The organism is Acidobacteriota bacterium, assembly GCA_040752675.1.
Taxonomy (GTDB): domain Bacteria; phylum Acidobacteriota; class Polarisedimenticolia; order JBFMGF01; family JBFMGF01; genus JBFMGF01.
In genome coordinates, this window is the sequence record JBFMGF010000118.1 from 21,016 (window position 1) to 39,646 (window position 18,631).

Genomic DNA, 18,631 nt, shown 5'->3' on the forward strand with positions numbered 1-18,631 from the left:
GTTCATCCTGCCATTATGAAAATTGTTTCTATGCCTGATATTCTGATGAGAAGATCTAATAGAATCCAGACTGGAAGGAAAAGATATTTCAAGAGACCTAGAAAGAAAATCACCAGGAGAATGATGAATCCATAGGGAACGATCTTTTCAAAACTTCTCGCAGCATTCTCGGGCAGGATGCCCATGAGTACGCCCCCACCATCGAGGGGAGGAACGGGGATAAGATTGAAGACACCAAGCATGAAGTTGATCAAAATTCCATATTTAATGAATTCTGAAATCATCATCTGTGCTAAGTTCGGTTCCTCTTGAAGAGTTACAATTCCCGAGTGAATCGAAAGAAAGGCGACAAGAAGAAAGATGAATCCCAGCGTGAAGTTGCTCAAAGGCCCCGCAAACGATATCCAGAGATCATCCTTTCTCGGATTATTCAGATTGAGAGGATTCACTGGAACGGGCTTCGCCCAGCCGATGAGAGGAATATTGTAAAGAAACTGCAAAATGGGGAAAATGACGGTACCAATGGGATCGATGTGAGCCAGTGGATTTAAGGAGATTCTTCCTAGGCTCTTTGCAGTAGGATCTCCGAAGCGATCTGCAGTCCATGCATGAGCGCTTTCGTGGACGGTGAGGGAGAGTAGAAGTATGACATATTGAACAGCAGCTGTCTTGATTTGAATGAGATTGATGTCCACCCCATCACCATCCGTCCTTGAAAATTTTGCCTATGCTAACACACACAGACCGCATAGTCAATGAAGGAGAGCCTTGATAATCTTCCCCTTCTGCTTGCATATCCGTTTGTGCATCTCGTGTTCCAGTTGCGTCAGAATGGCCTCCCAGGCATATTTCTCTGTATCTTCGCCGGGGTACATCTTCTTATTGGATTCGGCAATGGCAATTTGAGTGTGGAATTGCTTGTCCTTGTTGTCCGATCTTCTGATGAGAACGTCCAAACGTAATGTGTATGTAATGACTAGCCTCGTTCTGGCATCGGGATCGCCTTGCTCTGATACGATTTCTCCAAGAGAGGCACCATAGTCCCGTAATACTTTTAGCTCCAGGATCGTTGCTTCAAGAACGAGATCGGCATGCTCCCGGCTCTCTGTCACCACTCTGAGGAAGCATTCCGCTTTTAACAGATAGTTTTCAAGAAGGTTTGAAATATCAGTCCTGTAGGATTCTCTGTTCTTCTCTTCTCCATATTGAACTAGAATCCTGATGGAAGCTGGAATGGGTTCTTCGACTTTCGCTGCAAGGTCTTCCAATACGGAGAAAAGCAACACTGAGCCGGGAGCGATAATGAGGGATATCAGCTCAACAATGATTCTTTGGCACTTACGGTTTCTGCGATCCATGATTATGCACAGGAGATGTTCTTCTACGATTGAAACGTCTCATCTCCTGCTCTGAAGGACGTTCTTGATGGTCATAAGAGCGGCACTGACTCTCTGGATCCTGCGATTCCTTTTCTTAATGGCGTCGATGTCGTCAAGAGGAGGCTGTTCTGCCCGTGTTTCTCGCTGGAGTTTTTCGAGTTCGCTCTGGAGTGCCATCATTTCATAAGATGTAAATTTCTTCAGATAGTTCGGCGAGAGAAGGATGTATCCCTCCGCAATGTCCCGTGACATGGCGTATGCTGAACCACCGATGAACGTCCCCATGGTTCCTCCGTTTATTGCTATTTTAACAGAACTGCACCTGATTGACATTGAGTTCATCAATAATTAGCCCTTACCCTTTCGTTTGATACGCCTATCGTTCTATGTTAAATTAAGAAAGAGGTGCATCATGGATAAAAGAGATTATTCGATCCTCTGCATCCTTTCAATTACATTTTTCCTATCATTCCTGATTCTCTTCCCCGGTATCGCGCAGGAGAAAGCGATTCCAAAGGTTCGTAAGGCGGCCTATCAGGGGAGCTGGTATCCAGATTCCAGTGAAGAGCTTGGAAAAATGATACAGGGTTATTATGAATCTGCGAAGCTCCCGGAGCTTGAAGGACAGGTTCTTTCGCTCATCTCTCCACATGCGGGATACAGATATTCTGGAAAGTGCGCCGCCCATGCTTATAAGGCCATCGCTGGAAAAGATTACGACCGCGTTTTTCTTCTCGGATTCTCCCACCATTATCCCATTCAAAGTGCGGCCGTTTCCGCTTTTGACTCTTATGAGACTCCCCTTGGCCGGGTGAATGTTGACAGAAGAGTTTGCGATAAGCTCCTCGAGAAGAAGATTTTCTCCATGAACATGATCGCTGAAGAACAGGAGCATTCCATTGAGATCCAGCTTCCCTTCCTCCAAACTTCCCTGAAGGACTTCTCAATCATTCCAATTCTCGTGGGCGATCTTGAGAGTGAGGAAGATTATCGCCTGGTTGCCGCAGCTCTGAAAGAATTCATCGACAAGAGAACGCTCGTCGTCGCGAGTTCGGACTTGACTCACTATGGAAAGAACTATGGTTATCTCCCATTCAGGGAGAATGTGAAGGAAAACTTGAAGACTCTGGATTCTGGCGCCATTCTAAGGATGACGAACCTGGATTTCAAAGGATTCCAAGAATACTTGAGAAGAACCGGCGATACGATATGCGGGAAGAAACCGATATCCCTCCTGCTCACCCTTCTTGATAAAAATGCAAAGGGTATCCTGCTCAAATATTACACATCCGGTGATATCCTAGGAGATCATAATAATTCAGTAAGCTACGCGGCTATTGCCTTTATCGCGCCAAACTCTCCGGCGAAAGGCATCTCTTCAGAAAATCGTTCCTCCGTTTCTGCCGGGAGCCGCATTTCCAAGAAGGTGGAGGCAGAATTCAATCCCGATGAGCGATCTCTGCTATTAAAGCTAGCAAGAGAGACCATCACTTCTCATCTGAAAGGCTGGGAGATGCCGGATGGCCTCATCGAGCGGATAAAATCCTCCGAAAAGATGATGCAGAAGAGAGGCGTCTTCGTTACGATCAAGAAGCATGGCGATCTGAGAGGATGCATCGGATACATCCAGGGGATAAAGCCTCTCTATCAGGCTGTTATCGACAACGCACTCAGCGCCTCGACGAAGGATCACCGCTTTCCTCCCATGAGCGCCTCGGAGATCAATGAAGTCAAAATCGAGATATCAATCATGTCCCCTCTGAGGAAGATCGATTCTCTGGAAGAAATTGTTGTGGGCCAACATGGACTCTATCTGGAATTCGGGAACAGGCACGGTGTTCTACTTCCGCAGGTTGCAACAGAAGAGGGATGGAACAGGGAAGAATTCCTTAACGGGATTTGCAGGAAATCAGGGCTTCCAGAAAATACCTGGAGAACGGCTCGCCCGACTCTATGGGTCTTCAGCGCAGAAGTCTTCGGGGAGGAATGATGGGAGCCATTAGGAAATCGAGAAGAGATTTCCTAATGCAGCTGTCCGCTGCGGGATCCGCTTTCTTCTTCGATGTCCCATCCTTCATAGCTCAGGAAAGAGCGAATGGATCGCACAGCAGAGTCTGCCTGGCAAGGGATGATTCCATCAAGGGAGTCGATGGCTCTTTGAGTCGAGAGAAGATCCAACTCATGCTCTCCCGTAGTATGAGGAAGCTGACCGATAAAACAGATGAAATAGATGCCTGGAAGCAACTCTTTTCCAGCGATGACACAGTCGGCATCAAGGTAAACTGCCTTGCTGGGAAAGGACTTTCCTCCAACCCGGAACTCATTCTCGCCATAGTGGAGGGGCTGAAGGGCATCGGGATCCGCGAAGAACGGATCATTGTCTGGGACAGGACCAATGACGATTTAATCAAGGCTGGTTATTCCATCGTCGAAGAAACAGGTTCCGGATACAGATGCTTCGGAACGAATGGAGAATATGACTACTCACTTGGGATCGTGAACTCCGCCTCGACGGGGAGCCTGCTTTCTCCAATTCTCTCAAGGCTGTGCACCGCGATCATCAGCGTTCCTGTCATGAAGGATCATGATCTTGCCGGTCTTTCCGGGACGATGAAGAACTTCTATGGAGCCATCCATAATCCGAACAAATATCATGATAATGCCTGCGACCCATACATCGCCGATATCATGACGATTCCTCACATAAGGAATAAACTCAGATTGACGATTTGCGATGCCATAAGTGTTCAGTACCAAGGAGGTCCTTCCTATAAGCAGAGATGGTGTTGGAAATATAACGGTCTCCTTGTCGGAACCGATTTTGTCTCTGTCGATGCCGTTGCTTACAGACTGATTGAGGACAAGCGCAAGGAAGAAGGACTGAATCCGCTGAAAGGCTCCATGAGGGATCCGGTCTACATTCGTTCTGCCGAGCAAAGAAAGCTGGGGAGGAGCAAACTGGAAGAGATCGAGGTCGTTCATCTATGAGAACGCGTCGTGAATTTCTGATAGATTCCATGAAGGGAGCATGCGCCTCGTGCATAGCTTCAGGGCTATTTCTTGCCGGCAGCTGTTCTGTTCTTATGGCCAGGGAAAAAGACGAAAAGAAATACACAAAAGAGGCGATGTACTATGAGAAGAAAGAGGAGATGAAAATCCTCTGTAAGCTCTGCCCTCGCGAGTGCAGTGTCGCCGACCTCGAGCGCGGGTACTGCGGTGTGAGAGAGAATCGCGGAGGCATCTATTACACACTAGTCCATTCCCGGCCATGCACGTATCACGTCGATCCGATCGAGAAGAAACCATTCTTCCATTTCCTTCCCGGGAGTACGGCTTTTTCCATCGCAACAGCAGGATGTAACGTCGAGTGCAGGTTCTGTCAGAACTGGGACATCTCCCAATTCCGGCCGGAGCAGCTCGAGAGTATCTATATGCCACCGGAAACCGTCCACGCGATGGCTAAGAAAAGCGGGGCAAGATCCATCGCGTATACCTATTCAGAGCCGGTTGTCTTTTACGAATATGTCCTGGATACGGCCAGACTCGGTCCGGAGACCGGGATCAGAAGCGTTGTTGTCTCCAATGGCTACATTCAGGAGAAGGCCATCATCGAACTCTGCCAGCATCTCGGTGCGATCAAGATCGACCTGAAGGCTTTTACGGAGAAGTTCTACCGGGAAGTATGCAACGGAAAACTGGAACCTGTCCTGAAGACCCTGCTCGCCATCAAGAAGACGGGAATATGGTTTGAGATCGTAGTCCTCATAATCCCTACGCTGAACGATTCCGAAATTGAACTTAGGAAGATGAGCCGATGGATCCGGGAGAATCTTGGACCTGATGTCCCCGTTCACTTCACAAGGTTCCACCCGACATATAAGATAAAGAATCTGCCACGTACTCCACTACCTGTCCTGGAAAGAGCCAGAGATACTGCTCGATCAGAGGGGCTGAATTTTGTCTATATGGGAAATGTTCCAGGGCATGAATCGGAAAACACTATCTGTCCCTCATGCAAGAATACCATCATCAAGAGGTATGGCTACCTCATCATGAATATGGATATCGCTAACGGGAAGTGCGGCAAATGCGCTCGCACCATCCCGGGTGTCTGGTCTTAGTCCGCTTCAGCAAAATATCTATTCATTCCCCGGCAGGAGTGCCATCAGCATTACTATGAACGAGACGACCTTCAATGTCGCGATGGCTATCATCGTTATCCAGAGCCCACCAAGCGGTATGAGAAGAACACCGATTAGAAAAGCGCCAAAAGTCGCACCAAGATGATCTGCAGCATCCACGATCCCTGCCGATCTTCTGACATCCTCGCTTGCCTTGAGATACAGCCGCACCGCAACGGGAAATTCAAAACCGGTCAGGAAGCCGGAAAGGAACATGAGGAAGGCAAAAAAGATCTCAGTAGTCAGAGAGGTCTCCATCTCGACGGAATAAAGAAGAACGAGGAAGGGTATGAGCAGGAAGGAAAAGAGCAATGCGGCAAAATCTGAAAGGAGCATGAGAATCCTCTCCGAGAAACTCCTGAAAAGAAGTTTCATAAAAATTCCTCCTGAAGCCAGTCCGAGCATGAACAGGGCAACAAGCAGACCGATCTTCCCATAAAGGTATCCGAGGATGTTCTGAAAGGAGAAGATGAGGACAAGGCTCCAGGCCATTCCAGCAAAGCCAGTGGATGCAATGCATAGGATGAGGAACGGTCTCGATGGGTTTTTCCTCAATCTCTTGAGCATGAGCGTGAGAAATGAGAAAAGAAGCAGAAGCAGCAGAATCAGAACGGTCCAGATGATCTTTCCAAATTTTTCTATGATCAGGAGAAAACTCTGGAGGGGGCTTCCGGAATATCTAACCCATAATTTGAGGCTGTAAAAGTACGTAATGGGCCGGAAATCGGTGTTGAATTCCTTGATGGGATTTCTTTCCAGGGTATTCCTGACGAATTCCACCCTGTCATGAGGAAAGAACAGTCTGAAGAAATCCCCCGTGAAGATGCTTGATTCAATCTTGCGATCCATGAAACGAGTGGCGAGTATCCTGGGTTCTGAAGAAGGAGTTTCTTCAAAGTCCGATGCGAAAAAGTAGGCCTCTTCCGTCGGTGATATGACCACATGCTTGAAGGTCTGCCCTATAGAGTGATAGACAGAAGAGACGTATCCCAACATCTCTTCCCCGAAATAGTTTAGGGAGGATGAGATGGATGTCACGAATAAGCCAGATGGGTTAAGCTTCCTCTTGACTTCTCTGAAGAAGTCGTTTGTGTAGTATCGATTCGCATAGGCCGTTGAGGGGTCAGGTGTTCCGACGAGGATGATATCATAGCGGCCATCGGTAAATTTTACGAAATGCCTTCCATCAGTATTGTGCGTATAAACGCGGGGATCGAGAAGCGCATCGGCGATTTCATCAGGCAGAAATTTCTGGACAAAGGATATCAGGATAGGGTCAATCTCCACATAATCGATTCTTTTTACCGGGTATCTCAGGATCTCTCTGATGATACCAGTGTATCCCCCGCCGATGATGAGGATCGTCTCTGGAGCCGGATGCTGGGACATGACGAGATGGGCTTTAATCGCGCTCTGATAGGGGTCCGGGAAAGAATTTCCGTACTGTCCGTTGAAATAGATTGAATAGAGGCCATCCTGCTTAGAGATGGCCATGTTCTGATATTTCGAATCGCTTTCAGCGATCAATTCCACAGGACCCGCGAAGCTGAGCCATCGCATTCGCGCGGTTCTTTGCTGGGCTTCTTCCGGGAATTCGAAGAATGAGAGAAAAACGAGGGCTCCCAGGAGCAGAACGGAAACCATCTTCAGGGCCTTTTTAAAGAAGTTGGATATCTCCAGCAGAGAGAGCATACCAATGGAGAGTGCAGGAAGAAAAGAGGCGAAGGATAGGATTCTGAAAACATCCAGATTGGGAATGAAGACAAAGGTAAACAGGAGTCCGCCAATCAGGCTGCCTGCCGCTTCCCATATATAAAGAGTCGTGACGACAGTGGCTGTTCTATCGATCTTCGGTGAGAATAGTCTTGCCACGACTGGAAAAAGGGCGCCGACCATGAGGCTGGTCGGCGATACGAGGAGGAAACTGGTAAGTACGATTTTGAAGAACGAGACATATTCTCCCGGCGGTGTTCCTGAGAAAACTCTCGAGAGCCTGATGAATGAGACCTGCAGAGGAGCAAGAAGGAAAAATGCAGCGAGAATGATTGCTGCCAGAAAGGTGAGGTTGTTGGGGCTTCCACTTCCGTATGAGGCGATAAAGGCGCCCAAAAAAATCCCTGTCAGCCAGATGGCGAAGATGAGTCCAATGCAGAGTTCATTTCCATAGAAAACGACGAGGATTTCTCTCAGAAATGAGACCTGCAATATGATGGCGAAGAATCCAATAGAGAAAGATATTACGCGCAGGGCAACTTTCTTACGGTCTGCCATGTCTTATGCCTTCCACACTCGCCTTCACTTATTAAGCTTGCCTTCAGATTTCATCTCATAGAGGACCTTCTGAGCTTCGTATCTTACATCCTGTGATTTATCGGTCCTAGAGATGGTCTCCAGGAGGTCTATGTCATCTTCAGTCCCTACAGTTTTGATTGCTCTTATGGCCTCAATCCTCACAGAAGGATCTTCATCCCTGCGTGCTTTCTCTCTCAACGTGCGAACGATCTCTTCCCTGCCCTCGATCCTTGTTTTGCCATTTGCTTCCCCTTCGAAGAGCTGCCTGAGGATCAGCATGGAATAGAGCCGGAATCGAGGGGTGTTCCCCCGAGAGAATTCCAGGATCTGAGGGATTATGTTTGGATCGGCCGTTCTGAACTTGACGATCTCTTGTAACCCGGCCTCAACCATGAAATGGTTTTTTTCCTCCAGTAGCTTCTTGTGTTCATCCCAGATTTGAAGCTGGTTCTTCAGTGCTTGGATCCGTACAAAGCGCTTGATGGCGTCGAGCAAGAGGGTGATAGATTCTTCTGAAACTGATAGTTTCCCTTCCGCCCGTCCGATGAGGGTAAATATTTTCTTCTTCACCTTGCCCGATGATCTCTTTGCCGGCTCAAGAAAGAGGACTGCCCTCTCGCCGGTGCGGAAAGTGATCTTATCTTCTCCTGGTTTACTTTCGAAATTTTCCTTCCTGAATGATACCTGGATAGATTCTTCTTGATACGTTCCCTTTAGAATCTCGTCGATAGTGGCAAGGACATATTTTGCATCATCGACTACGATAGTAGAAAGGACGATTAGTTCCGCCACGGCAACTTTCTCGTATAGGCTCTGCTTCTCCACAGCCTGAAGAGAAGAAACGCTAAAGGCCGGAAGGCTGAATAGTAGCAGGAGGAAGAAAAAACGGTATCTATGCTCCTTCTTGTTCATGATTTTTGTCAAGCTGATACTCGCTCTTAGCGCCAATCACTCATTAACCTGATGGCTAAGTCAATCGTCCGCTGCCTAAAAGATGAATAGCGATCCACTACATCGTCCATTTTTATAGTATACAGCAGAGTGTAAGGAAGCGCTTTAAAAAGTGGGATGCGGAAAGATAGAAGAATTATTCCTCGGGCCTGCCGAGGCGGTTGGGCTTCAATATCTTAAAGAAGCAATAAAATGTGATTCCAAAGATGATGACCCAGCTGGTTATCATGAAGATCCACCCAATAGTCGTCATGACCGCAATCGTCATAGAGTCGCTCTGCAATATCCGTTGAATTTCACGAGATTAATCTTTCTTTTCCTCGAACTTGAAGCTGATGACAAGATGAAATTCCCTTTTCTCTTTACCCATTTCAATGATGAGTGGAAGCTTGATATCCTTTTCCTCAGTTGCGATGAATCTGAGATCATCTTTTTCCGCGGTAGCGGGGGGAGAAGAAGGAACTGATTCTGGCATAGGGATCTCGAAAGGTTCTACTGCAGCAGGTGCTGCCATAGGAGTTTCAGGCACAGCGGGTGAAGCATTTTCAAACTCTATCTGCTCCACCTCAGGTGTTTCTTCGATCTCGATCTCTTCAAGGTCATCGAGAATTTCGATCTCGGCTTCGTCCCCTCTGGCAAGATCTTCCTCCGGCGGGACGCGGACTTCTGGCACGCGGGTGGAGGCTTGGCCTGCCATCCTTTGGATTACTGGATCAGGAGTAGGCGCGGCTGATGGTGCGGCATGAATCTCTTGAGAATCCATCTTCTCAGCAGGACAGGAGATGACTTCCTCCATGCTCTTTCGAATCTCAACAGGAGCTTCGTGGGAATGTTGCCCTGTTTCAGCTTTCTTTTCTTCGGGTATCTTTCTCATCTCCTCATACTTCTTTATATCATATTTCTTGGAGAGAGAGATGAGGACAAGCTTTGTGATGGCTCTCAGAGTATCCTGTACACCTATTCCCATGGTTGCGACGGACTCGAAGAATGGAGAATTGTATTTGTTCAGAGCAAGATTGAGATCCTCTATGGATGAGAGGGAGGGAAGGTCTCTCTTATTGTACTGAAGGACAAGCGGCATATCCTTGATGTTCAGACCGTTGCCCTTCAGGTTCTCGTCGAGATTTTTGAGACTTTCGATGTTGGCATTGAATAAGTGCTTCTGGGAATCTGCCACGAAGACAAGTCCATCGGAACCCTTCAGAACAAGTTTCCTGGTTTCGTTGTAAAAGACCTGACCGGGAACAGTGTATAGCTGGATCCTCGTCCTCATGCTGGCGATCTCTCCGAGATCGAGAGGGAGGAAATCGAAGAAGAGGGTACGATCGGTTTGCGTGGCGAGAGAGAGCATCTTCCCCTTTACATGTTCAGCAAGAGAGCTATAGATGTATTGCAGGTTCGTGGTTTTTCCACAGAGACCGGGTCCATAATAGACAATCTTGGCTATCAATTCCTTGGCGGCATAGTTGATGAGAACCATTATTACCCTCTCACTCCGTGAGAAATCTCAACAAAATATAACTTATTTATTTTTGCGTTTCAAGTTTTACCTTTTTCCCCTCCCGGAACTCCATTCTGACTGGGACAGGAGAGAGGTCGAATTTATCTCTGATAAGATTTTCAAGAAATCTTCTCTGGGATGCAGAGATGTTCTTCGCATTATTGGCGAAGACAATGAAACGTTGGGGACCGACTCCTGCCTGGACCATATAGAAGATCTTTGTAGCGAAAGATGATGAGGAAAAAAGAGCATGCGCTCTTGCGGTTTTCAATACGAGCTTGTTCAATTCGGATGTTCGGATCCTCATTGTGTATTTGCAGTATAAGAGATCCACTGCGGGAAGGATCTTCCTGATTCCGGCTCCGCTGAGAGCGGAAACGAAGAGAACGGGGATTCCTTTCATGAATCTCAGCTTACGATCCACTTGATCTTTGAGACGCCTGGCCGCTTCTTCTCTGTTTTCCATCAGGTCCCACTTGTTAAACAGGATTAGGAGTGGTTTTAGGCTATCGATGGCATATCCGGCGATGGATACATCCTGTGCCGTCATTCCCTCCATGGAATCGAGGACAAGGATGACGACGTCACCCATTTTGATGTTCTGTCTTGCCTTGATGACCGCAATCTTCTCGACAGGACCTCGCACCCTCTTCTTCTTTCTGATCCCGGCAGTATCCACTATGATGTATCTCTTTCCTTTCAATTCAAGGAGGCTGTCAACGGAATCGACAGTAGTTCCTGGGGCCTCGGAGACGATCATCCTATTATCGTTCAGAAGAGCATTAAGGAGGGATGATTTCCCCACATTCTGTCTCCCGGAGATTACAACCCTCATTCCATCCGTCTCGCTGCGGACAGCCTTCTCTATTAAAGGAGCAGAATCTTCCAATCCTCTCTCTATCCTTTCGATGAGAAGGTCGAGCCCGAGGGAATGTTCCGCTGAGATCGGGATCGGATCTCCTACGCCAAGGGCATAGAATGGAAAGAGAATTTCTTCTCTACCAGGGGCATCCATTTTATTGACGCATAGGATGATCCTGGTTCCGCTTTTGATTAGGAAGAGGGCAATATTTTCATCTAGAGGAGTCACTCCTCTCTGAGCATCAACGACAAGGAGAGTCAGCACGAAATCCTGAACAGCCCTTGCGACCTGTCTCTGAACCGCTTTAGATATCTTTTCACTGCTGCTTGGAATGAGCCCTCCTGTGTCTGTCACAGTAAACCGTACATTTCCATCGATGAACTCTCCAGTGACCATATCCCTGGTCACACCAGGCTCGCTGTAAACGATCGATTTGCGCTTGCCGATTAGACGATTGAAGAGAGTCGATTTACCCACATTTGGAGCTCCCACAATGAGAACTCCTCTCCTCTTTGCTTGAAGATCATTTCTGCTCATTACGTCAAAATATAACATAGCTCATATGAAAATCCTATCGATGGGATCTGCTATGAAGAGGAACAGTTTCTGTCTTGATGGTTTCTTGTGGCATGAATTCGCCTGTTGAAATGGCTTGACAGAACTTATTTTCTTTTCATATAATTACGATGATTTTCCCCTATCTGGAGGAGATGATGATTAAAGCTGACATAATCAACAGAGTTGCTGCCGAAACCGGTGTATCAAAAGTGAAAGCGATTATGGCCGTTGAAGCCATTTTTGCAGCCATCAAGGAATCGATGAAAAAGGGGGAACGGATCGAGTTGAGAGGCTTCGGAGTTTTTCAGGTGAAGGCGAGAAAGAGAGGGATCGGTAGGAATCCCAGAACGGGAAGCGAAGTGAGAATCCCTCCCGGAAAGACGATAAAATTCAAGGCAGGGAAAAATCTGAGAAACCTAACCGTTTGATGGGAAGCTTTCTGGAGTTGAATCTGCCGCTCGCGAAGAGCGGCATTTTTTTAGAATGATTTTCAGACTGTGTTTCATCAATTGCCTGCTTCTGCTCATCACGGTCTATTCTACGACCATGGCTGGTGCCATGTTCGAGGAATACGGCTATTCATTCACTTCATTCATCTTTTTGATCATGAACCCCTGGGCTCTGAAATCGGGGCTTCCCTTTTCGTTCTGGCTGATCCTGATCCTTGGCCTCCATGAGATGGGACACTACTGGGCATGCAGCAGATACGGTGTTGCAGCGACTTTCCCCTTCTTCCTTCCGGGCCCCACCATTTTTGGGACCTTTGGTGCCGTTATCAAGATAAGAGGAATCATCCCGCACAGGAACGCGCTGTTCGACATAGGCATGGCCGGACCGCTGGCCGGTTTTCTTGCTTCCATTCCAGCTTTAATCATCGGGCTCTCGCAGGCAACCGTCTCCGATATTCCCATTCAGGAGGGAACGGTTCTATTCGGTGATTCGATTTTAATCTCTCTTCTGGATACCCTTTTCTTTTTGCGAGGTGGAGAAGTTGCTCTGAATGTCAATTCAATCTTTTACGCTGGCTGGGTCGGCCTGCTGGCAACAACGATGAACCTCTTTCCTGTTGGCCAGCTTGATGGCGGGCATATCTGTTATGCGATATCGAGAAGATTTCACAGGGTGATCTCGTACGTTACGATCTTTGCCATAGCCACTCTCATCATGTACTCCCTGATCATGAGAGGGTTCTCCGTTTGGGTTCTGTGGTTTGCTATCCTGATCGTTATGCGAGCACGGCACCCTAGACTCCTCGATGAGGAGGTTCCCCTGACAGCAGGAAGACGATGGTTTTCCATCATCTCCCTTGCCATATTATTACTCTCTTTTATGCCTGACCCCATTTCCATCCAGCCCTGAGCGCAAGGCATCGTTGAGTTCAAAAGTCATCGGATTGATATAGGAAGATGCGGAGAAGGATTTACCGTCACTGAGGACAGTCACCGCTCCATCCCGGTCCGTGCGAAAGAGAGAAGACCCCATTCTCTCTATCCTTGCAAGGACTTCTCCTGACGGATGTCCCCACTGGTTGGAGGAACCGACCGAGATGAGGCAGAGACGCGGGTTTACTTCTTTCAAGAATCTCTCGGAGGAGGAATCTCTGCTCCCATGGTGCCCAATCTTCAATATTTCGCTATTGAGCTCAATTCCTGAGTCGATGAGAAGCTTCTCCATCTCCGAAGGGGCATCTCCCATGAAAAGGAATCTGACATTTCCATCGATGATCCTGACGACGAGCGATCTTTCGTTCCCTGTCCTTTCTCCGGATTTGCTGGAAACGGGATTCATAATGTGAATCACGGCTCTTCCCATTGATAGCTTCTGGTCCTCGCTTAGTAGAGTCAACTTTGTTCCGCGTCTCCTGCAGGAATCCTCGATCACTCGAAAGAGCGTTTCTCCCGTCTCCTGCTCGGATATCATTACTTCGGAAACATGAAAATTCTCTATTAGTGCTGGGATCCCTCCTGCATGATCACTGTGCAGATGCGAGGCGATCATCCTGTCGACCTTCTTGAATCCTCTCATGAAGAGATATCGTGATACAACCATTTCTCCGGCGTCGAAAATGTTTTCCGATCTTCCTCCTCCATCGATGAGAATTGTGCCACCATCAGGAGAGACAACCAGCGATGCTTCACCCTGCCCCACATCTATAAAGGTGACTTCGAAGAAACGGTGGATTTCGGGCGAGAAGGGATAACTCACGATGATACTGAGCGCGAAGCAGAAAAGAACGAGGAATATGATCTTCATAGGTTTATAATTTCTTGAGAGAAGGATACCGAGAGAAGAGGAATAGTACAAAATGATGAAAAAAGGGGAAGGGGTAGGGATCCTGTGAGAAAGGAAGGGAAGATTGACGTAAAGCGAACAGGTTGCAAGGATCGCCTTGATCAATAAATCTAAGATGAAGAGTATGGTACGCGCAAGCGCGGCACTGAAGAGCGAAGAGACTTCCATGGCCAGTCCGAGCGGCACGATGAGAGCCGAAAGAGGAACAGCCACGATATTCGTGAATAAGGAGAGGAGAGTGACGGTATTGAAGTGATAGGCAATGATTGGAATGACGCCTATTTGAGCCGATGCCGTTGCCGCAATGATAGTGGAAAGGCATCCTGACCATTTCGTGTAACGCTCCACCTGGGAATGGAACTTTATCAGCGATGCCGTCGCAGCAAACGTGAGTTGAAAGCCAGGGTCATAGAGGAGACCTGGATTGAAGATGAGCATTCCGAAAGCGGCAAGGGAAATGCAGCTCATGATGTTGATTTTTCTGTACAAACTTCTTGCTATAAGGTATGTGACAGACATGATGACGGCTCGCAGTGCAGAACTTCTTCCACCGCAGAGAATCAAATAGGAAAGAAGTGTCAGACAAGTCAGAAGGCATGCTGCACGATCCTGGATTCTCAGGATCGTAAAGAGCTTGAAGAGAGCCAATGCAATTATCCCTATGTGAAGCCCAGAGATGGCCACGATGTGATATACGCCTCCCATTCTCAAGGTCTTTTCCGTCGAGATATGCATCCCTTCCCGGCTCCCAAGAGTCATGGCCAGGATGATACTCGTCGCATCGAAATTCTCAGCATCTTGAGCGTTCATCTCCCAGAGACTCAAGATCAGTCTCTGGCGGAATTCCGAGATCTTTCCAATGGGATGGATTCCATGACTCTTTTCGATCTTTATGAGAGCATGATTTTTTACAGAACCGGTAAGATTGATCCCCTGCCTGTCAAGATATGATCTATAATCGAAAGCTCCAGGATTTCCAAAGTTTCTTGGCACTCTGATTCGTGCATAGGCGGAGATTATGTCGCCCGCTCTGAAGATCGTTCGTTCCTTGCCAGAATCATGCGGGATGAAGAGCCTGATTCTTCCCCGCGCCTCTCTTGCCCGGTTCCGGAAGGCAAGCTTCTTCAGATCGACGGTGAGAAACGTTCCCTTCCGCGATGGTTCGATGCCAGCAGTGATTCTTCCTGAGATTTCCATGTCGGCATTTTGAAATTGTTCGGGTTGTCTCTGGATAAGGTTCCTCAAATGATTCTCTGGAAGAGCGTAATATCTAAGAGAGGAGGCGAATGAACCAAGCAGGAGGAAGGAAAGAAGGATGAAGATGATCGAATAGCCGGGTCGGGACCATGCGAAGCATAGAGATGAGGCGGTTATGGATAGAAAGAGCAGAGGAATGATGACGATAGGGGGAGGATGAGAAATATCACAGCAGAGAATTCCCGCTATGAAGGGGAAGACGCAAAGGAGCGCAGGATATTTTATGATACGATGGATCAATGAACGTTCTCAATGATCCCCCCGGCTGGCTTAATGAAAAAAAAGAGATATCCTTGGAATGCCAAATTTTTTTCTAAGCTTTCTAATGACGTATCTTCTCTTTATATCCTCGAAGCTATCCGGACTCATGAACTTAGACATTCGTGAGAACTCAGTCTCGGCTTCCCTTCCGGCGCGATCCATTTCTGCAGTGTTGCAACATTTAAGAAGTGCATCGCCGACTTCATCATCCCATAATGAGAACCTCTCCTCGAGGGATTCTAACTCATTCTCCCTCCATGCGGTGGAAGATAGGATTCGGCTTATCTCTTCTGCAACTTTCTTCAAGGATCGTGAGAGCTCTTCCATCCCCTCGAGTCTCTCGGAGAGACCGGTAAGGGAACGTTGAAGAGAGATCAGAAACTCCTGCGTCCTCTCATGATCGATCTCCTCCCCCTTTTTTTCTCCTTTACCTATCCGGGACTCTCGAAAGGATTCCCAGCAATCTTCAATGATATGCTTGAAGTAAGAGAGAGTGCTAATTGGGCGCCTGCGTGCTTTGCGTGAGCCTGCCTTCTCAAAACCAATCTCGAGAGCTTCTATCACGACGATGGATGGAATCCCTCTCTTCTTCCATTCCGACATCAGAGCCCAATCCTTCGGCGATATGAGGAGGGGAGTTCCTCTCAGCTGATTGAATCTCCTTTCGATTTTTCCAAAGTAGTCCTCTTCTTCATGATTTTCTGTTTTTCTCATAGATGATCCTGAGCCCCAGAAGAGTCAGATGAGGGTTAAAATCGTCAATACATTTTATATCACGGGAGAAAGTGCCGGAGAGCCCTCCAGTGGCGATGACACGGGCCTGCGTTCCAAGTTCCTCCCGTATCTCTTTCACGATTCCCTCAACGAGTACGATGTACCCGTGATAGATACCGGACTGTATGCTGTGTACAGTATTTTTTCCGATCACCTTAGGGGGTTTCTTGATACTGGTTCTCGGAAGCCTTGCCGTCCTTTCAAAGAGAGCTTCTGCCGCGATCTGAGGCCCAGCAGCAATAACTCCCCCCAGATACTCCCCTTTTTCATTGATGACATCGAAGGTTGTGGCTGTCCCAAAATCGATTACGATTGCCGGCCCGCCATAAAGCGTGAAGGCTGCGACGGAATTCGTTATTCGGTCTGCTCCGACATCGTGGGGATTTTCATACAGGATTGGCATGCCTGTTTTCACTCCAGGTTCCACAAAAAGAGGTTCGATCTGGAAGTAGATCTTTGACATCTCTTCGAGGGTTGCATTTAGCGTCGGCACAACCGACGAGATCGCGATGGCGTCCACGCGGCTCGCATCGATCCCTGCAAGAGAGATAAGATTTCTTGTAAGGATGCCGTACTCATCGATGGTTCTATCCTTTACGGTTGACAGTCGCCAGTCCGATATCAGTTCCTCCCCAGAGAATATACCCAGAACGGTGTTTGTGTTTCCAACGTCGATGACTAAAAGCATTTTGTATCTCCTGGAATGATAGATAGGTCGCCGAGGGCAAGCGTGACTCTTTCCCCCGATTCCATCTCGATCATGAGTTCTCCGATATTCGTCACACCCCGCGTGATTCCTCGGTACGTTAGGCTGCCATTCTTCACCGTGACCATGCAGCCGTTATGGCACGGGCAGAGTTCCTTCCATTGCGCGATGAGAGGGGAGAAATCTTTCTGGAGAGCCATGGGATAAAATGTGCTGAGATGCGAGAGAAGCTTAATGACAAGCTGCTCTCGAGATACAGCCAGTGTACTCTCCATGAGAAGCGATGTGGACAGCGATGCGATCTCTGTGGGGAAATCTGTGTCCAGGTGATTGACATTGATTCCGATCCCGAGGACGGCAAACTTGACGAAGTTCTCCACTAGTTTGATCTCCGCAAGAATTCCCCCTACTTTTTTCGTGCCGAGCATAATGTCGTTTGGCCATTTGATCTCGGCCTTCAGCCTAGCTACATCCTCAATCGCTTTAACGATGCCGACCGAAGCCATCATGGTAAACCTCGGCGAAGAGAGCGCCTCAACCTCCGGTCTCAGGATGATGGATAGATAGATTCCCTTGAAGCGTGCCGATGACCATTTCCTGTCCTGTCTTCCCTTGCCTGCTGTCTGCTCATCGGCAATGACGATTGTTCCTTCTTCCTCGCCACCTTCAGCAAGATGATAGGCGATATCGTTGGTCGAGCCAACCTTGTCGTAATACTTAATGCGCCTTCCGATGGGAAGGTGATGGACTCCTTCAAGAATTTCAATAATATCGAGCGGTTTGTCTAATTCCCGGAACATGGGATGCACTCTATCCTGAACGAGATGTCCATGCTTCTCACCGAATGCGTGAGACAGCCGATGGAGATGAAGTCTACGCCTGTTGCCGCAACCCTGCGCACGTTGCTAAGCGTGATATTGCCCGAGGCTTCCAGACAGGCTCTTCCCGCTGCTCTCCGAACTGCTTTGCGGAGGGCTCCGGTGTCCATATTATCAAGGAGGATGTTCATAGCTCCGCACCGGAGAGCTTGCTTCAATTCTTTCAGATCCCGTACCTCGATCTCTATCTCATCCGCAGCGTATCCGGAACGGCGGGCCCTCTCGAACGCCTGTCTTATGCCGCCGACAATGTCGATATGGTTGTTCTTTATCAGGATCCTGTCATAGAGTCCCATGCGGTGGTTGCTTCCTCCCCCCACGCGGACGGCATACTTCTCGATTTCGCGCAGCCCAGGTGTTGTCTTTCTAGTATCGAGTATCCGGCATCCCGTTCCCGCGATCCTATCGTTAAACTGTCTGGTCAAAGTCGCGATGCCACAGAGCCTCTGAAGAATATTGAGCATGACCCTCTCCGCTTTCAGAAGAGTGGAGATCCTCCCCTTCACCGTCGCCAGCAGCTCTCCTTTCCTAACCGAATCGCCGTCAAGATGGAACGGCTTGAATGATACCTCTTCCTCGAGGATCTGAAACGCCCTTCGCGCCACCTGTAGCCCGGCTGCTATCATCTCTTCGTTTGCGATGATATGTCCGCGAGCTATGACATCCTTTTCGATAATGGCCCTTGTCGTGATATCTCCCTTCCCGATATCCTCTCTGAGCGCCATCTTCAGAATGGCAT

General features: G+C 48.2%; 16 protein-coding genes and 1 pseudogene. 5 read left to right on the forward strand and 12 right to left on the reverse strand.

The annotated features are described in order from the left end of the window. Nucleotides 1-2: 2 nt before the first annotated feature. The 3 genes from AB1756_10710 to AB1756_10720 are packed head-to-tail and all read right to left on the reverse strand — an operon-like array spanning nt 3 to nt 1,664. A complete protein-coding gene (locus AB1756_10710) occupies nt 3-695 on the reverse strand; it encodes a site-2 protease family protein (GenBank protein ID MEW5807798.1) in 693 nt (230 codons plus the stop codon). A 57-nt stretch (nt 696-752) separates the two neighbouring features. After that, on the reverse strand, nt 753-1,358 hold the full coding sequence (locus AB1756_10715) for a hypothetical protein (protein MEW5807799.1): 606 nt from the start codon (nt 1,356-1,358) through the stop codon (nt 753-755). A gap of 39 nt (nt 1,359-1,397) precedes the next feature. After that, on the reverse strand, nt 1,398-1,664 hold the full coding sequence (locus AB1756_10720; GenBank protein ID MEW5807800.1) for a hypothetical protein: 267 nt from the start codon (nt 1,662-1,664) through the stop codon (nt 1,398-1,400). Between the two features lie 127 nt (nt 1,665-1,791). Here AB1756_10720 and amrB point away from each other — a divergent pair, with 127 nt between their 5' ends. From amrB to amrS, 3 genes are read left to right on the forward strand one after another with little or no spacing between them, the layout of a single operon-like run. After that, complete coding sequence (gene amrB, locus AB1756_10725; GenBank protein ID MEW5807801.1) at nt 1,792-3,369, forward strand: AmmeMemoRadiSam system protein B; 1,578 nt, start codon at nt 1,792-1,794, stop codon at nt 3,367-3,369. Continuing rightward, nucleotides 3,366-4,367 (forward strand): DUF362 domain-containing protein, encoded by a 1,002-nt coding sequence (locus tag AB1756_10730; protein ID MEW5807802.1) that lies wholly within the window; start codon nt 3,366-3,368, stop codon nt 4,365-4,367. The genes amrB and AB1756_10730 overlap by 4 nt, the downstream gene beginning before the upstream one ends. Beyond that, a complete protein-coding gene (amrS, locus tag AB1756_10735; GenBank protein MEW5807803.1) occupies nt 4,364-5,500 on the forward strand; it encodes an AmmeMemoRadiSam system radical SAM enzyme in 1,137 nt (378 codons plus the stop codon). Before AB1756_10730 ends, amrS begins: the two co-directional genes overlap by 4 nt. Nucleotides 5,501-5,518: 18 nt before the next feature. On the opposite strand, the gene AB1756_10740 is transcribed toward amrS, so the two are convergent. The 4 genes and pseudogenes from AB1756_10740 to der all read right to left on the reverse strand — a co-directional run bounded on the left by AB1756_10740 (nt 5,519) and on the right by der (nt 11,721). Then, on the reverse strand, nt 5,519-7,831 hold the full coding sequence (locus AB1756_10740; GenBank protein ID MEW5807804.1) for a fused MFS/spermidine synthase: 2,313 nt from the start codon (nt 7,829-7,831) through the stop codon (nt 5,519-5,521). A 24-nt stretch (nt 7,832-7,855) separates the two neighbouring features. After that, a complete protein-coding gene (locus AB1756_10745) occupies nt 7,856-8,764 on the reverse strand; it encodes a HEAT repeat domain-containing protein (GenBank protein ID MEW5807805.1) in 909 nt (302 codons plus the stop codon). 955 nt (nt 8,765-9,719) lie between these two features. Further along, nucleotides 9,720-10,283, reverse strand: a pseudogene (locus tag AB1756_10750) (GTPase domain-containing protein). A 46-nt stretch (nt 10,284-10,329) separates the two neighbouring features. Next, on the reverse strand, nt 10,330-11,721 hold the full coding sequence (der, locus tag AB1756_10755; GenBank protein ID MEW5807806.1) for a ribosome biogenesis GTPase Der: 1,392 nt from the start codon (nt 11,719-11,721) through the stop codon (nt 10,330-10,332). 158 nt (nt 11,722-11,879) lie between these two features. On the opposite strand from der, the gene AB1756_10760 reads away from it, so the two are divergent. Continuing rightward, nucleotides 11,880-12,152: an HU family DNA-binding protein gene (locus tag AB1756_10760; GenBank protein MEW5807807.1), complete on the forward strand. Its 273-nt coding sequence runs from the start codon at nt 11,880-11,882 to the stop codon at nt 12,150-12,152. 55 nt (nt 12,153-12,207) lie between these two features. Next, on the forward strand, nt 12,208-13,083 hold the full coding sequence (locus AB1756_10765; protein MEW5807808.1) for a site-2 protease family protein: 876 nt from the start codon (nt 12,208-12,210) through the stop codon (nt 13,081-13,083). Here the strand turns inward: AB1756_10765 and AB1756_10770 are convergent. From AB1756_10770 to nadC, 5 genes are read right to left on the reverse strand one after another with little or no spacing between them, the layout of a single operon-like run. Then, on the reverse strand, nt 13,042-15,513 hold the full coding sequence (locus AB1756_10770) for a DNA internalization-related competence protein ComEC/Rec2 (GenBank protein ID MEW5807809.1): 2,472 nt from the start codon (nt 15,511-15,513) through the stop codon (nt 13,042-13,044). The genes AB1756_10765 and AB1756_10770 overlap by 42 nt on opposite strands. Nucleotides 15,514-15,543: 30 nt before the next feature. Further along, on the reverse strand, nt 15,544-16,248 hold the full coding sequence (locus AB1756_10775) for a hypothetical protein (GenBank protein ID MEW5807810.1): 705 nt from the start codon (nt 16,246-16,248) through the stop codon (nt 15,544-15,546). Beyond that, nucleotides 16,226-16,996 (reverse strand): type III pantothenate kinase, encoded by a 771-nt coding sequence (locus tag AB1756_10780; protein ID MEW5807811.1) that lies wholly within the window; start codon nt 16,994-16,996, stop codon nt 16,226-16,228. The genes AB1756_10775 and AB1756_10780 overlap by 23 nt, the downstream gene beginning before the upstream one ends. Next, nucleotides 16,987-17,814, reverse strand: coding sequence for a biotin--[acetyl-CoA-carboxylase] ligase (locus tag AB1756_10785; protein MEW5807812.1), 828 nt, complete (start codon nt 17,812-17,814; stop codon nt 16,987-16,989). The genes AB1756_10780 and AB1756_10785 overlap by 10 nt, the downstream gene beginning before the upstream one ends. Then, the gene (nadC, locus tag AB1756_10790; protein ID MEW5807813.1) at nt 17,799-18,626 is read right to left on the reverse strand and encodes a carboxylating nicotinate-nucleotide diphosphorylase; all 828 of its coding nucleotides are present in this window, start codon (nt 18,624-18,626) and stop codon (nt 17,799-17,801) included. Before nadC ends, AB1756_10785 begins: the two co-directional genes overlap by 16 nt. Between the last annotated feature and the right edge of the window lie 5 nt (nt 18,627-18,631).